At 63.3% G+C, this 15548-nt stretch carries 13 protein-coding genes and 1 riboswitch; of the genes, 2 read left to right on the forward strand and 11 right to left on the reverse strand.

Going from position 1 to position 15548, the window contains the following annotated elements; all coding sequences use genetic code 11:
* Positions 1-156: 156 nt before the first annotated feature.
* The 9 genes from DNK59_RS14600 to DNK59_RS14640 all read right to left on the reverse strand — a co-directional run bounded on the left by DNK59_RS14600 (position 157) and on the right by DNK59_RS14640 (position 9410).
* Complete coding sequence (locus DNK59_RS14600; RefSeq protein WP_092319055.1) at positions 157-867, reverse strand: membrane integrity-associated transporter subunit PqiC; 711 nt, start codon at positions 865-867, stop codon at positions 157-159.
* A 177-nt stretch (positions 868-1044) separates the two neighbouring features.
* Positions 1045-3303, reverse strand: a complete 2259-nt coding sequence (gene parC, locus DNK59_RS14605) for a DNA topoisomerase IV subunit A (protein WP_092319053.1) — start codon at positions 3301-3303, stop codon at positions 1045-1047.
* Between the two features lie 7 nt (positions 3304-3310).
* Complete coding sequence (locus DNK59_RS14610; protein WP_110723627.1) at positions 3311-3832, reverse strand: TIGR02281 family clan AA aspartic protease; 522 nt, start codon at positions 3830-3832, stop codon at positions 3311-3313.
* Entirely contained in the window at positions 3829-4812 is a 984-nt protein-coding gene (locus DNK59_RS14615) for an esterase-like activity of phytase family protein (RefSeq protein WP_110723628.1), read from the reverse strand. Before DNK59_RS14615 ends, DNK59_RS14610 begins: the two co-directional genes overlap by 4 nt.
* Positions 4812-6716, reverse strand: coding sequence for a DNA topoisomerase IV subunit B (gene parE / locus DNK59_RS14620; RefSeq protein ID WP_110723629.1), 1905 nt, complete (start codon positions 6714-6716; stop codon positions 4812-4814). Before parE ends, DNK59_RS14615 begins: the two co-directional genes overlap by 1 nt.
* 42 nt (positions 6717-6758) lie before the next feature.
* Positions 6759-7367, reverse strand: coding sequence for a YqiA/YcfP family alpha/beta fold hydrolase (locus DNK59_RS14625; protein ID WP_092319045.1), 609 nt, complete (start codon positions 7365-7367; stop codon positions 6759-6761).
* A gap of 67 nt (positions 7368-7434) precedes the next feature.
* Positions 7435-8250, reverse strand: a complete 816-nt coding sequence (cpdA, locus tag DNK59_RS14630) for a 3',5'-cyclic-AMP phosphodiesterase (protein WP_110723630.1) — start codon at positions 8248-8250, stop codon at positions 7435-7437.
* Positions 8251-8349: 99 nt separating this feature from the next.
* A complete protein-coding gene (locus tag DNK59_RS14635; protein WP_016964915.1) occupies positions 8350-8802 on the reverse strand; it encodes a DUF1249 domain-containing protein in 453 nt (150 codons plus the stop codon).
* Positions 8793-9410 carry an NUDIX domain-containing protein gene (locus DNK59_RS14640; protein ID WP_108545947.1) on the reverse strand — a complete coding sequence of 206 codons (618 nt, stop codon included), beginning with the start codon at positions 9408-9410 and terminating at the stop codon, positions 8793-8795. Before DNK59_RS14640 ends, DNK59_RS14635 begins: the two co-directional genes overlap by 10 nt.
* A 225-nt stretch (positions 9411-9635) precedes the next feature.
* Between DNK59_RS14640 and DNK59_RS14645 the strand changes: the two genes are divergently transcribed.
* Positions 9636-10379 carry an RsiV family protein gene (locus DNK59_RS14645; RefSeq protein WP_110723631.1) on the forward strand — a complete coding sequence of 248 codons (744 nt, stop codon included), beginning with the start codon at positions 9636-9638 and terminating at the stop codon, positions 10377-10379.
* On the opposite strand, the gene cytX is transcribed toward DNK59_RS14645, so the two are convergent.
* Positions 10351-11637 (reverse strand): putative hydroxymethylpyrimidine transporter CytX, encoded by a 1287-nt coding sequence (gene cytX, locus DNK59_RS14650; RefSeq protein ID WP_110723632.1) that lies wholly within the window; start codon positions 11635-11637, stop codon positions 10351-10353. The two genes, DNK59_RS14645 and cytX, sit on opposite strands and share 29 nt — an antisense overlap.
* Before the next feature lie 107 nt (positions 11638-11744).
* Positions 11745-13634, reverse strand: coding sequence for a phosphomethylpyrimidine synthase ThiC (thiC, locus tag DNK59_RS14655; RefSeq protein WP_110723633.1), 1890 nt, complete (start codon positions 13632-13634; stop codon positions 11745-11747).
* Positions 13635-13798: 164 nt separating this feature from the next.
* Positions 13799-13903, reverse strand: a riboswitch (TPP riboswitch).
* Positions 13904-14099: 196 nt separating this feature from the next.
* On the opposite strand from thiC, the gene DNK59_RS14660 reads away from it, so the two are divergent.
* A complete protein-coding gene (locus DNK59_RS14660) occupies positions 14100-15530 on the forward strand; it encodes a TolC family outer membrane protein (RefSeq protein ID WP_110723634.1) in 1431 nt (476 codons plus the stop codon).
* Positions 15531-15548: the final 18 nt, after the last annotated feature.

Raw genomic sequence — 15548 nt, forward strand, 5'->3', positions numbered from 1 at the left:
AATGTGGAGCCCTTCGCTGGCAAGCCTGCTCCTACAAAAGCCCCGCAAACCCGGTAGGAGCTGGCTTGCCAGCGAAAAATACCACCAGGCCTCGCCCCCCACTGCAGAAACGACAAGGCCCGCCAATGGGCGGGCCTTGTCTTGCAGCCACTTACGTCAGAACCGGAACACTTCCATATCCGTGCGGATCGGCGTGGCCATCGGAATCTTCGGCTGTTTCCCCTGCTCCACCGGCTTGGCCACCGGTGCCGGCGGCGCCTTGCGCGGCACTTCCGCCACGGCCGGCTGGTTGGCCAGGGGCTTGAGGGCGACCGACAGTTGCTCGGCCAGACGCTGCAACAACACGCCCTGAGCCTGGACCTGGGAAGCGGTGGTGCCCGCATGCTGCTCCTGCAAGTGCACGATGCGGTTATCCCGCACCTGACCGCGCCGATCGATCAGACGCCACTGCGCATCCAGCACCGCCGGCTGCGACTTGCCCGAATCCAGGCGAGTGATCGACAGCAGAACCTGTACATCCGGGGTGAAGCCGCTGGTCGCCGGCGCCAGCACTACGCGCTGGCTGTCCAGATGACCGGCCACCTGGCGCAACAGCAACTGGTCGATGTCCGAAGACAGGCTGCCCGCCCAACGACCATCGGTGGAGGCTTGCAGGCTGCCATCGTCCTGGCGTTGCAGGAGGGTTTCGCGTTGCAGGTAATCGGCGATCAGCACCGGCCCCAACAATACCGACATGCCGGCACTGGCCGGCTGGGCTGGACTTCCGCTGTCCAGCTGATACAGCGACACCGGCTGGTGCACGCTGCAACCCGCCAGGCCAAGAACGCCCGCGAGCAGAAAAACAAGAGGAAGGCGCAGAGCAGTCATCATCCCATCCAGGTGGCTGCCACGAGGCTGGCCACAGTGTAAATACTCAAAAAAATTGAATAACGCCGGCAAGGCCGGCGTTTGAAAGCGCATATCATCCGTGAATATGCGCCTTGACTCCAGTGTTCCAGCATCGATCCACTGCTTAAATCCAGGATCAAACGCTCTGGCCAGCACTCAACTGAGAGGCTCTACCAACAACGCATCGACCCGCTGGAATCCGCGCGGCAGTTTGTTGCCCCGGCGCCCGCGCTCGCCCTTGTAGTGCTCAAGGTCGTCGGCCTTCAGCGACAAGGTGCGCTTGCCCGCCTGCAACACCAGGGTCGCGCCATCCGGCAACACCGCGATGTCGGTGACGTACTCTTCACGACTGGCCACCCGCTCACCGGGAATACCGATGATCTTGTTACCCTTGCCTTTGCCCAACTGCGGCAGGTCACTGATCTTGAACACCAGCAGACGCCCCTCGGTGGTTACCGAGGCCAGCCAGTTCTGCTCGCGATCGGCCACTGGCCGCGGCGCCAGAACCTTGGCGTTGTTCGGCAGACTCAGCAGCGCCTTGCCCGCCTTGTTCTTGGCCTGCAGATCCTCGCCCTTGACCACGAAACCGTAGCCCGCGTCGGATGCGATCACATACAGAGCCTCGTCATCCGGCAGCAGCACGCATTCGAAGGTCGCACCTGGCGGCGGCGTCAGGCGACCGGTCAGCGGCTCGCCCTGGCCACGGGCCGATGGCAGCGTGTGGGCCGCCACCGAGTAACTGCGGCCGGTGGAATCGATAAACACCGCAAACTGGTTGGACCGCCCGGCAGCGGCGGTCTTGTAGCCGTCACCGGCCTTGTAGGACAGACCCGTGGCGTCAATATCATGCCCCTTGGCGCAACGGACCCAGCCTTTTTCCGACAGAACGATGGTCACCGGCTCGGTGGGCATCAGCTCGTTTTCCGAGAGGGCCTTGGCTTCCGCGCGAGCGACGATCGGCGAACGACGATCGTCGCCGTAGGTTTCCGCGTCTTGCAGCAATTCGGTGCGCACCAGCTTCTTCAGCTTGGTTTCGCTGTTGAGCAGGGCTTGCAGCTTGGCCTGCTCCTTGAGCAACTCGTCCTGCTCGGCCCGCAGCTTCATCTCTTCCAGACGCGCCAGTTGCCGCAGACGGGTGTCGAGGATGTAGTCGGCCTGGATTTCGCTGAGGGCAAAACGCTCGATAAGCTTGGCCCGCGGATGCTCCTCGGTGCGGATGATGTGGATCACTTCATCCAGGTTGAGGTAGGCGATCAGCAAGCCGTCCAACAGGTGCAGGCGACGCTCGACCTTGTCCAGGCGGAACTGCAGGCGACGACGCACGGTGGCCACCCGGAACTCCAGCCACTCCACCAGCAGCGCCCGCAGGTTCTTCAACTGTGGCTTGCCGTCCAGACCGATGATGTTGATGTTGACCCGGTAGGTCGATTCCAGCTCGGTGGTGGCGAACAGGTGCTGCATCAGCTCATCGGGATCGACCCGGTTGGAGCGCGGGATGATCACGATGCGGCAGGGGTTCTCATGATCCGACTCGTCTCGCAGGTCCGCCACCATGGGCAGTTTCTTGGCCTGCATCTGCGCGGCGATCTGCTCCAGCACCTTGGCCCCGGACACCTGATGCGGCAGCGCGGTGACAATGATGTCGCCATCCTCGATCCGATACACGGCGCGCATGCGCACCGAGCCGCGGCCGCTTTCGTAGATCTTCAGCAGATCGGCGCGCGGCGTGATGATCTCCGCTTCGGTGGGGTAGTCCGGACCCTGGATATGCTCGCAGAGCTGTTCCACCGTGGCTTTGGGCTCATCCAGCAGGCGCACGCAGGCCGAAGCCACTTCCCGCAGGTTGTGCGGCGGCACATCGGTGGCCATGCCCACGGCGATACCGGTGGTGCCGTTGAGCAGGATATTCGGCAAACGCGCCGGCAATACCAGCGGCTCCTGCAGGGTGCCGTCGAAGTTCGGTCCCCAATCCGCAGTGCCCTGGCCCAGCTCGCTGAGCAGCACTTCGGAATAGCGCGACAGGCGCGCCTCGGTGTAACGCATGGCCGCGAAGGACTTGGGATCGTCCGGCGCGCCCCAGTTGCCCTGACCGTCCACCAGCGTGTAGCGGTAGCTGAACGGCTGGGCCATCAGCACCATGGCTTCGTAGCAGGCGGAGTCGCCGTGCGGGTGGAACTTGCCGAGCACGTCGCCCACGGTACGCGCGGATTTCTTGTGCTTGGAATCGGCATCCAGCCCCAGCTCACTCATGGCGTAGACGATACGCCGCTGTACCGGTTTCAGGCCGTCGCCGATGTGCGGCAGAGCACGGTCCATGATCACGTACATGGAGTAGTTGAGGTAGGCACTTTCGGTGAAGTCAGCCAGTGACCGGCGTTCTACGCCATCCAGGCTGAGATCAAGGGAGTCGCTCATGCGGGCCTCATTGGTTCGTGGTCTGGCGCAGCAGCATGGTGCCGCCGCGCTGAGTAAATTCAAGTTTCTTCAAAGCGCTCATGCCCAGTAAAACCTGGTCGCCGTCGAGCCCCGGGGCCACCAGGGCCCTGACGTGCTGAAGGACGATATCCCCCAGTTGCAGACGCTCGATGCGGGTCCGATAGCCTGAGCTGCGCCCGTTGGCGGTACTCAGGGTCACCGGCACCCCGTGTTCCAGGCCCAGGCGCTCGGCCAGCCCGGAAGGAATCGAGACTTCGGTAGCCCCGGTATCGAGCATGAATTGCACCGGCTGCCCATTGATATGGCCGCTGGCGACGAAATGCCCCTGGCCGTTACCGACCAGCGTCACTTCGATGTAACCCTCATGTTGTTGCGAGCTGACGACAGTGTTGGGGTTCTCCTGACGCGCTTCCCAGTCGGCGAAGAACCGCGTGGCCAGGAACAGCGCCGCGGCCCAGGCCATGATCAGCATCACCCGCCCGGCGCTCTTGCCCGGTTGCTGACTCATGGCTTGGCACTCCAGCCGCCTTCAGGGGCGGCAAAGCGCCAGACGATGGGGCGGGACTCGCCATCGGCGCGAGCGCCGTTGTTGTTGTCCAGCCCGATCCAGGCGCCCTTGGCGTCCACCACCAGAGCCTCCGCCAAACCGTAAGGCTGTGGATAACGCCGGTGTTCCAGCAGCGCCTCGGCAGCAAAGGACCAGCACAGCTCGACCTTGGCGCTCTGCGCATCCCGACGGCAGATCTGGTAGGCATTGCGCTCCAGCGTGAACAGCTTGCCGTCGAACAGCGACAGGTCGGCAAAGTCCCGGGACACCGCCTTGGCGTTGGGCACCTGCGGTGGCTGCATTTCCGAGCCGGCTTCGCTGAGCAGCACGCAACCGCCATCACAGTCCCAGGTGGTCTGCCCGCGCTTGATCAACAACAGCCCGCGCCGCTCACGCTCTGCCGCCAGCCAGATCCGGTCCCCGGCGGGGTTCACCGCCAGGCCTTCGAACAAGGCGTTGAAATGCAGGAGCATGCCGCTGGCCCGAGCTTCCCGGACCATGATCGGCGAAATTTTCAACCAGGCCGGAGCACCCTGCGCCGGTACTTTGAGCACCGTGGCATGGGCTTCGCTGACCACATATTTGTTGCCCGCGGCGTCGCAGGAGATGCCTTCGAAACCCAGGTCGCCGCCCCGCACGAAAGACGCGGCCCAGGTCCGCGACTTCAAGCCCCAGGGCAAGTCAGTGTCCGGCACCGCCGGCACTTCCAGCTTGAGGGCCTCGGCCTGCCAGACGCTGTCGCGGGTATCGAGCTTGTAGATCTGATCGTCGTCGCGGTCGGAAACCGTCCACAACTCCTGGCCGCACAGCGCCAGCCCGGACAGGTTGCCACCGCGCATGCCTTCCACAGGATGCTCGGACAGCAAGGTCAGTTCGGGCGCAGGCGCGGCCGCCACCGAGGTTGCCAATAGCGCTAGGGCCAGGGCAAAGCCTCTGTGCATCAGACCTGCACCTCGGCCAGGTTGCCCTTGGACTCCAGCCAGGACTTGCGATCACCGGCGCGTTTCTTCGCCAGCAGCATGTCCATGACTTCTGCGGTGGCTTCAACGTCGTCCAGGGTCAACTGCACCAGGCGCCGGGTGTTCGGGTCCATGGTGGTTTCACGCAGTTGCGGCGGGTTCATTTCACCCAGCCCCTTGAATCGGGTGACCTGAGGCTTGCCACGCTTCTTCTCGGCCACCAGGCGATCCAGGATGCCGTCGCGCTCGGCATCGTCGAGGGCGTAGAAGATGTCCTTGCCCAGGTCGATGCGGTACAGCGGCGGCATGGCCACATAGACGTGGCCGGCATTCACCAGCGGGCGGAAATGCTGGACGAACAGGGCACACAGCAAGGTGGCGATGTGCAGACCGTCGGAGTCGGCATCGGCAAGGATGCAGATCTTGCCGTAGCGCAGTTGGCTCATGTCCTCGGCGCCCGGATCGACACCAATGGCCACGGCGATGTTGTGCACTTCCTGGCTGGCCAGCACTTCGCTGCCGTCCACTTCCCAGGTGTTGAGGATCTTGCCGCGCAGCGGCAGGATCGCCTGGAATTCCTTGTCCCGCGCCTGCTTGGCCGAACCGCCGGCGGAATCACCTTCCACCAGGAACAGTTCGGAACGCATCGGGTCCTGGCCGGCGCAGTCAGCCAGCTTGCCGGGCAGTGCCGGGCCCTGGGTAATGCGCTTGCGCTCGACCTTCTTGCTGGCCTTCAGACGGCGGCCAGCGTTGCTGATGGCCAGTTCCGCCAGTTGCATGCCCAGCTCGGGGTTGGCGTTGAGCCACAGGCTGAAGGCGTCCTTGACCACACCGGACACGAATGCCGCCGCCTCGCGGGACGACAGCCGCTCCTTGGTCTGGCCGGAAAACTGCGCGTCCTGCATCTTCATCGACAGGACGAAGGCAATGCGTTCCCAGACGTCTTCAGGAGCGAGCTTCAGGCCGCGGGGCAGCAGGTTGCGGAATTCGCAGAACTCGCGCATGGCATCCAGCAGGCCTTGGCGCAGGCCGTTGACGTGGGTACCGCCCTGGGCCGTGGGGATCAGGTTGACGTAGCTTTCCTGAACGCTGTCGCCGCCTTCGGGCAGCCACAGCAGGGCCCAGTCCACCGCTTCCTTGTTGCCTGCCAGGCTGCCGCAGAACGGCTCGGTGGGCAGGCGTTCGAATTCACTGACCGCGTCCACCAGGTAGGAACGCAGGCCATCTTCGTAATGCCACTCGACCTTCTCGCCGCTGGACTTGTCCTCGAAGCTCACCAGCAGCCCCGGGCACAGCACGGCCTTGGCCTTGAGCACGTGCTTGAGGCGGCTGACGGAGAATTTCGGCGAATCGAAGTACTTCGGGTCCGGGGCAAAGTACACGCTGGTGCCGGTGTTGCGCTTGCCGACGGTGCCGACCACTTCCAGCTCGCTGGCCTTGTAGCCGTCGGCGAAGGTCATCTGGTATTCGTTGCCGTCGCGCTTGACCCGCACCCGCACCTGGTTCGACAGGGCGTTGACCACGGAAATACCCACACCGTGCAGGCCGCCGGAGAACTGGTAGTTCTTGTTGGAGAACTTGCCACCGGCGTGGAGCTTGGTGAGGATCAGCTCGATCCCGGAGACGCCCTCTTCCGGGTGAATGTCCACGGGCATGCCGCGGCCGTCGTCGGAGACTTCCAGGGAGTGATCGGCGTGCAGGATGACCTGTATCGACTTCGCATGGCCGGCCAGGGCTTCGTCGACGCTGTTGTCGATGACTTCCTGGGCCAGGTGGTTGGGCCGCGTGGTGTCGGTGTACATGCCCGGGCGTTTGCGCACCGGGTCGAGTCCCGAGAGGACTTCGATGGCGTCTGCGTTATAAGAGCTAGCGCTGGGAGTGGCCATGGGTTCTCGTCGTTAGTCGTTCAATGAATATGGGGCGAGGCTTCACAGTGCGGTGAAGTCAATCGCCTGGTACTGATCGGCAGTGATGCCGGCAAAATTCAATATCGCCGGCAATTGTCCGGTAAAACCTTGGAAACTATGATCGCCACCGGCCTGGATGCGCAAGGCGCAGGCGCGGTAGTAACGCTCGGCGCTGCGATAGTCCAGCGTCTCGTCCCCGGTCTGCAACCACACCTGATAACGCTGCGGGTCCTGGGGTGGCGCGACTTCCAGCGCCGCCAGCGCCGCCACGTGGTCGTGGGTCAGTTCCCAGGTTTCGTCGGTGTATAGGTTCTTCTGCGTGCCCAGATAACCGTCGAACATCCGGTGCGGGCTGACAGCAGGGTTGATCAGCAGGGCTTTCAGGCCATAGCGCTCGGCAAGGTGAGTCGCATAGTAGCCGCCGAGCGAGCTGCCGACCAGCAATGGACGACCGAGTTCGGCAATCGCCTGTTCCAGCTGGCCAATGGCCTGGCGTGGATGGTGATGCAGGGCCGGTACGCGCAAGTGATCGCCCAGCCCCAACTGCTCCATGACACGCCGCAACTGGGAGGCCTTGGTCGACGCGGGAGCACTGTTGAAGCCGTGGATATAAAGGATCGAACCGGACATGCGAACTCCCTGTGCACCTGGGCAAAAGCCGCAGTTTACAGGGATGACGGCAGCTAACGAAGCCGCTTCAGTAGCCGTTGCTGCCGTAATCGATGCGAAATGCGTAGCCGTGGACCCGTTGTACACCGGTTTCCAGCCGTCCATCGGGCAGCAGGCGCAGCCAGCGATAGCCGGGCACCTGTTCTTCGACCTTGAAATCGTCGCTACCGGGTTCGAACTGGATGCAGGTGGAGGGTGAGGCCAACAGCCGCACGTCGCCACGCAGGCGGTCGATCTCCTGATGCACATGCCCCCAGAGCAAGGCGCGAACCTGGGGGAAGCGATCGAGCACGGCGAACAGCGCCTCTGCGTTGCGCAGGCCGATGGGCTCCATCCAGGCGCAATCGATGGACACCGGATGGTGGTGCAGGCAAATCAGGTGATGACGTTCAGGCGCCTCGCCCAGGGCGCGGGCCAGCAATTGCAACTGGTCGCCCTGCAAATAGCCCGGCACCGAACCGGGCACCGACGAATCCAGCAGGGTGATGCGCCAGTTGCCGATATCGATGACCGGCTCCAGTAGATCGCTGTCCCGCGTCGCCAGTTGCATGACCTGCGGCTCGTCATGATTACCGGGCAACCAGCGGCCTGGTGCCGGAATCTGCCGGGTCAACTGACGAAAGCGCTGGTAGGACTCCAGCGTGCCGTCCTGGGACAGATCGCCGGTGGCCAGCATCAGGTCGATCCGCGGCTGCTGCGCCAGCACCAGGTCGATGACCCGTTGCAGGCTGTCGGCGGTATTCATGCCCAGCAACGCACCGTTGGTGTCGGCAAACAGATGGCTATCGGACAGTTGCACCAGCAGCACCGAGTCGTCGGCAGTCAGTGCGGATACGCTTGGCACGGCGCTCTCCCGGTGCAAGGGCACACAGCATGATGAAGACGGCAATTATGCTGGGGGAAGTGAAAAAGAGGAAACCCGGGAAGCGGACCCAGTTCACATCTAGCGCACCGCTTCGAACTCATGCCCACAGGCCAGGCAATGGCTCAGCCACTCACCCAGAAATACATTCAACTGGGCCTTCTCGTCCGGCTGGTGCATGAAGGCATTCGGATAGGGATAGATGCTGCGAAAGCGCCGGGCATGCTCGGCACTGATGACTTCCGCCATGCGCGCGTCGTGATACACCTGCACCTCCAGTTGCGGCACCGGCAGCCAGGGCAGACTGTGCTCCTGGCGCACCTGCAAGGTGGTGGTGTAAGGGCAGGCCAGCACCACTTCCAGGGCCAGTACGCCGAGCATCTGCTCGCCCTGGGTCACGGCGATGCGCCGCGCCACAGGCTGGTTGCGCATGTCAGGCAGCAGGCGCATCAGTCGGGCGTAGTTGGCCTCGCAGGAAGCTTGCAGCCCCGCGAGATCCACCCGATAGCGGTCGCGTACCTTGTTTACGACCATAACCCCCTCACTTCAGCGCGATTGAGCGCCAGCCACTGCAAGGCAATGATGCTGGCGGCATTGCATATGCGCCCATCGCGCATGGCCTGCTGTGCATCTTCATAGGCCATCACCGAAACCCGGATGTCTTCCGCTTCTTCCTCCAGCCCGTGCAAGCCGCCGGCGGCACTGCTGTCGCATCGCCCCAGGAACAGATGAACGAATTCGGTGCTGCCTCCTGGCGATGGAAAATACTCGATCATCGGCCACAGCGCCGAGATATCCAGGCCAGCTTCCTCCTGGGCCTCACGACGCGCCACTTCTTCCGGCTGTTCGTCCTTGTCGATCAACCCGGCCACCAGTTCCACCAGCCAGGGCGTGGCGGCCTTGCCCATGGCGCCGATGCGGAACTGTTCGATCAGCACCACCTCATCGCGCTGCGGATCGTACGGCAGTACGCACACCGCATCGTGACGCAGCAGAACCTCACGATTGATTTCCCGCCCCATGCCACCGGCGAACAACTCATGACGCAGTTGCAGGCGGTCGAGCCGGTAGAAACCCTGGAAGCAGTTCTCGCGCCGGATGATCTCGACGGCACTCGGCGTGGAGTTGGCAAAGTCAGTCATAGCAATCCTCGTGTACAGCCTGTTCGTCCCGAGGATCCCCCTCGACTTCGCGCCATCCTAACGCGCCCGCCGCTGCCGATGCAGCCCCTTTAGCCTCAGCGGGATAGACGGCGAGGGGCTAAACCTAATCTAATTGCCTGTATTGAGCTTAGTGGCGAACCGACTGCCTCGCAGACAGTCGAAGCCGGTAACTTTTGCCTCCCCCCTGGTTTATGAAGGACGCCCATGTCGCTTGTCAAAATCGCCTCCGTGGCCTGTATCGCCCTGACCCTGGGCGCCTGCCAAAGCCTGTTTCAGCCAAGCTACAACACCCCGCTGGAAACCAAGCGCGAGAAGTCCGAGCAACTCAAGCCCGGCTGCAGCGGTGCCGACTGCCCGCTGGTCAACCTCGATACCGTGCACTTTCCCGCCGAGCCGCAACTGGATGCCATCGTCGAAAAACGCCTGCTGCAAATGACCCGCACCAGCCCCGACGCAGCACTGCCGCCCAGCCTGGAAGCCTACCGCGAGCAGTTCCTGCGCAGCGCGCCGGACCGCCACGGCATGTACCTGCAATCCAAGGTACGCGAGCAGCATGACGGCCTGGTGATCATCGAGCTGGCCAGCTATCTGGACACCGGCGCCGCCAACGGCACTGCAGGCCGTGGCTTCGTCAACTATTCGCGCCAGCAGCACCGGGCGCTGAACCTGGCGGACATGCTGCTGCCTGGCCAGGAAGAGATGTTCTGGAAGGCCGCGCGGGTCGCCCACAACAACTGGCTGATCAGCACCCACCTGGATCGCGAAGCCGAATTCGTGAAAACCTGGCCCTTCCAGAAAACCCCGAATGTGGCGCTGACCCGCAACGCCGTGACGCTCAAGTACAACCTCACCACGATCGCGCCTTCGGCCCTGGGCCAAGTCGAGCTGCAGATTCCTTATGACCGCCTCAAGGGCGTGCTCAAGCCCGAGCTGTTTCCCGGGCACTGAACGCCCGGCCCAGTAGCCACTGCAACAGCCCTGCCAGCAGCAGCGACGGCAGGGTAGCCCCGACATCCGGATACAGGTTGGCCAGCAGGTGATAGGTGCTCACCCCGCCCAGCCAGGCCAGCAGCGCGGTCCAGCGCCAGGCTGGCAGCGAATCATGCCCGCGGCGTCGACGCAGGATGAAGTGATCCACCAGCACCACGCCAAACAGGGGCGCGAACACCGAGCCGATCAGCAACAGAAAGTTCTGGTACTGGGCCAGCGGCGCCAGACAGGCGATCAGGGTGCAGAGCGCGCCGATGGCCAGGGCCAGGTGCTCGACCTTGAGGCGCAGCAGAATGCCACTGGAAACCGCCGCCGAATGAATGTCGGCAAAGGCGTTCTCCGACTCGTCCAGCAGGATCAGCAGCAGCGGAATCCCCAGCCCGGCCCCGGCCAGCGCCAGCAGCAAGGCATTGACTTCACCACTGGGAGCGAACGCCAGGGTGTAGGCGACGCCCAGGCTCATCAGCCAGAAATTGCCAATGAAAAAGCCCAGTGCCGTGCCGCCGAACACGCTCTTGGCGCGCTTGCCGAAACGCGAGTAGTCGGCAATCAGTGGCAGCCAGGACAGGGGCATGGCAATGGCGATGTCGAAGCCTGCGGCAAACGGCATCGAACCATCCCCGGCCTGAGCCCGGAGCGCCGCCAGGTCGGCCCGGGCAAACAGGTTCCAGGTCAGCCACAGGCACGCCGCAAGCAACAGCCAGATGCCCCACTTGCGCAGGATCCGGCGGACAAAGGTCAAGGGGCCGCTGACCGCCAGCAAGGTCGCCAGGGCACCGAAAAACAGGGTCCAGAGCAACGGGTTGGCCAGCAGGCTGCCTCCACTGAAGGCCCGGGTGCCCAGGAGGCTGGCGGCATCGCGCATGACGATGATCTCGAACGAGCCCCAGCCCACCAACTGCAGCAGGTTGAGCAACGCCGGCAGGCTGGCGCCACGGTGGCCCAGGCTGAGCTTGAGCGCAGCCATCGAAGACAGGCCGGTGTCGCTGCCGATCACCCCCACCGCCGCCAGCAACAGAACGCCCACCGCGGTGCCAAGAAAGATCGCCAGCAACGCATGAGCCAGCCCCAGGCCCGGCGCCAACAGCGCACCGGTCTGCAGCACCATCAAACCGATGCCAAGGGAGAACCACAGGGAAAACAGGTCCCGGGCGCCAAACACACGCCGGTCGGCGGGGACCGCCAGATTGGGGGAATAGGTACTTGGACTGCTCAAGGGACATATCTCAATAAGAACAGGAGCAAGCTGCAAGCCTCAAGCGTCAAGAAAAAGCACTTCGGCCTTTGCTTTCCGCTTGCAGCTTGCAGCTTGCAGCTCATGGCTTAGACCTTCTTGTACAACTGGCTGCCTTCCTGCTTGAAGCGCTCGGCCTGCTCCGCCAGGCCCTTGGCGACGTCCACGTCCACCGCGTCGATGCGCTGGTTGGCCGCGTACTCGCGAACTTCCTGGGTGATTTTCATCGAGCAGAATTTCGGCCCGCACATGGAGCAGAAATGCGCCACCTTGGCCGAGTCCTTGGGCAGGGTTTCATCGTGGTACGAACGGGCGGTGTCCGGGTCCAGGCCGAGGTTGAACTGGTCTTCCCAGCGGAACTCGAAACGCGCCTTGGACAGGGCGTTGTCGCGGATCTGCGCGCCGGGGTGACCTTTGGCCAGGTCGGCGGCGTGAGCGGCGATCTTGTAGGTGATGATCCCGGTCTTCACATCATCCTTGTTCGGCAGGCCCAGGTGCTCCTTGGGCGTGACGTAGCAGAGCATGGCGCAACCGAACCAGCCGATCATCGCCGCGCCGATGCCGCTGGTGATGTGGTCGTAGCCGGGAGCGATGTCGGTGGTCAGCGGGCCCAGGGTGTAGAACGGCGCCTCGTTGCAGCACTCCAGCTGCTTGTCCATGTTCTCCTTGATCAACTGCATCGGCACGTGGCCCGGGCCTTCGATCATGCACTGCACGTCGTGCTTCCAGGCAATCTTGGTCAGCTCGCCAAGAGTTTCCAGTTCACCGAACTGGGCTTCGTCGTTGGCGTCGGCAATCGACCCCGGACGCAGGCCATCTCCCAGGGAGAAGCTGACGTCGTAGGCCTTCATGATTTCGCAGATTTCGTCGAAGTGGGTGTAGAGGAAGTTCTCCTTGTGGTGCGCCAGGCACCACTTGGCCATGATCGAACCGCCCCGTGACACGATGCCGGTCACCCGCTTGGCGGTCAGCGGCACATAGCGCAGCAGCACCCCGGCGTGGATGGTGAAGTAGTCCACGCCCTGCTCGGCCTGCTCGATCAGGGTGTCGCGGAACAGCTCCCAGGTCAGGTCCTCGGCCACGCCGTTGACCTTTTCCAGGGCCTGGTAGATCGGTACGGTGCCAATCGGCACCGGCGAGTTGCGGATGATCCACTCGCGGGTTTCATGGATGTGCTTGCCGGTGGACAGGTCCATCACCGTGTCCGAGCCCCAGCGGATGCCCCAGGTCAGTTTCGCCACTTCTTCTTCGATGGAGGAACCCAGGGCGCTGTTGCCGATGTTGCCGTTGATCTTCACCAGGAAGTTGCGGCCGATGATCATCGGCTCCAGTTCGACGTGGTTGATGTTGGCCGGAATGATCGCCCGACCGCGGGCGATTTCCTCGCGGACGAACTCGGGGGTGATTTCCTTGGGGATGCTGGCGCCGAAGCTGTGGCCAGTGTGTTGCTGCTGCAGCAGGCCGGCGGCGCGGGCTTCCTGCAGCTTCATGTTTTCGCGGATGGCGACGTATTCCATCTCGGCGGTGATGATGCCTTTACGGGCGTAGTGCATCTGGCTGACGTTGGCCCCGGCCTTGGCCCGGCGCGGGTTGTTGACGTGGGCAAAACGCAGCTTGGTCAGTTCCGGGTCCGCCAGGCGCTGCTGGCCGAAATTGGAACTCAGGCCGGGCAGGCGCTCGGTGTCGCCACGGTCTTCGATCCACGCCGAACGCACATCGCCCAGGCCCTTGCGCACATCGATCACCACGTTCGGGTCGGTGTAGGGGCCGGAGGTGTCATACACGGTCACCGGGGCGTTGATCTCGCCACCGAAATCGGTGGGGGTCACGTCCAGGGTGATTTCACGCATGGGCACGCGGATGTCCGGGCGCGAACCCTGGACATAGATTTTTTGCGAGCGGGTAAAGGGCTGAACCGACTGTTGGTCGACTTGGGCCGACTCACTGAGGTTGCTAGCGTTTTTTAATGTTGTAGTCATCACGGGCTCTCCAGACAGCATCCAGGCAGTGGATTGTTGTCGGAGCGAACCTGTAACGGACGGACGCACCCTGTCTAGGCAACTAGTGAGTGCAGTGCTTGGTACTCGAGGGGGTGTTCGATTGTCGAACAACATCCCGGACGAAGCACAAGAGGACTCGCCGGGTGACGAGAAATCTTGTTCCCTACGCAGGCGCTAACCTGATCAGGTTCAACGGGATCCGGATTATCCGATCTCAGCCTCATAGCAAGGCACCCCGACAAGAACCGCGCCAGTCTAGACAAAGCCGGGACAGAACGCCAACACCGGTGCAATAAGCAGGATGAATGGCGTAATTGCAGGATTGTTGCGGTAGGTCAGCAGCTCTACACTCCCTGCTCTATGTCGAACCTTGACGCTCCATGGACCGCGCCTTAGCCTTGGCGCCTGGATTATCTCCGTAATATCAACTCTAGGGATCGCCGAATGCTGCGCAAACTCTCACTGGCTGTTGCCGTGTCTTGTGCGTCCAATGGAATGGCCTGGGCAGCAGAAGCGCCTCTGACCACCAAGACCGACTTGGTCAGCGTCTACCAGGAAGCGGTGGAAAACAACGCCGATCTGGCGGCTGCCCGCGCCCAGTATGGCGCCCAGAAAGAAGTGGTGCCCCAGGCCCGCGCCGGCCTGCTGCCCAACCTCTCGGCGGGGGCGGACATCAATAATACCCGCACCAAGTTCGATGAGCCCTCCATGGCCTCGACCCGCAGCGGCAACGTCTACCAGGCGACCCTGGCCCAGCCGCTGTTCCGCGCCGACCGCTGGTTCCAGTTGCAGGCCGCCAAGGACATCAACGAGCAGGCCTCGCTGCAGCTCTCGGCCACCGAACAGAACCTGATCCTGCAAAGCGCGGAAAACTACTTCGCGGTGTTGCGCGCCCAGGACAACCTGGCCTCGACCAAGGCCGAGGAAGCCGCCTTCAAGCGACAACTGGACCAGTCCAACGAGCGCTTCGACGTGGGCCTGTCGGACAAGACCGACGTGCTGCAATCCCAGGCCAGCTACGACACCGCCCGGGCCAACCGGATCCTTGCCCAGCGCCAGGTGGAAGACGCCTTTGAAGCCCTGATCACCCTGACCAACCGCGAGTACAACTCGATCCAGGGCATCGTCCACACCCTGCCGGTACTGGCCCCGACACCCAACGACGCCAAGGCCTGGGTCGAAACCGCCGCCAAGCAGAACCTCAACCTGCTGGCCAGCAACTACGCGGTCAGCGCCGCCGAGGAAACCCTCAAGCAGCGCAAGGCCGGGCACGCGCCGACCCTGGACGCCGTGGCGCAATACAAGAAAGGCGACAACGACGCCCTGGGTTTCAGCAACCCCAACCCGTTAACGCGCTACGGCAGCGATGTCGAGCAGCGTTCCATCGGCCTGCAACTGAACATCCCGATCTACAGCGGCGGCCTGACCAGCTCCCAGGTCCGCGAGTCCTACTCGCGTCTGAGCCAGAGCGAGCAGCAGCGCGAATCCCTGCGTCGCCAGGTGGTGGAGAACACCCGCAACCTGCATCGCGCGGTGAACACCGATGTCGAACAGGTCCAGGCCCGACGCCAGTCGATCATCTCCAACCAGAGCGCGGTGGATGCCACGGAAATCGGCTACCAGGTGGGCACCCGCAATATCGTCGACGTGCTCGACGCCCAACGCCAGCTCTACACCTCGGTGCGCAACTACAACAACAGCCGCTACGACTACATCCTCGACAACCTGCGCCTGAAACAGGCCGCCGGCACCCTCAACCCGGGAGACCTGCAGGACCTGTCGCGCTACCTCAAGGCCGACTACAACCCGGACCGCGACTTCCTCCCGCCGGACCTGGCCAAGGCCGCACAGGAGCAGCTCAAGGCTCGCCCCTGAAGCCTGAAGCCATGAAAA

The organism is Pseudomonas sp. TKO26 (assembly GCF_003225665.1).
In the GTDB taxonomy this organism is placed as follows: domain Bacteria; phylum Pseudomonadota; class Gammaproteobacteria; order Pseudomonadales; family Pseudomonadaceae; genus Aquipseudomonas; species Aquipseudomonas saponiphila.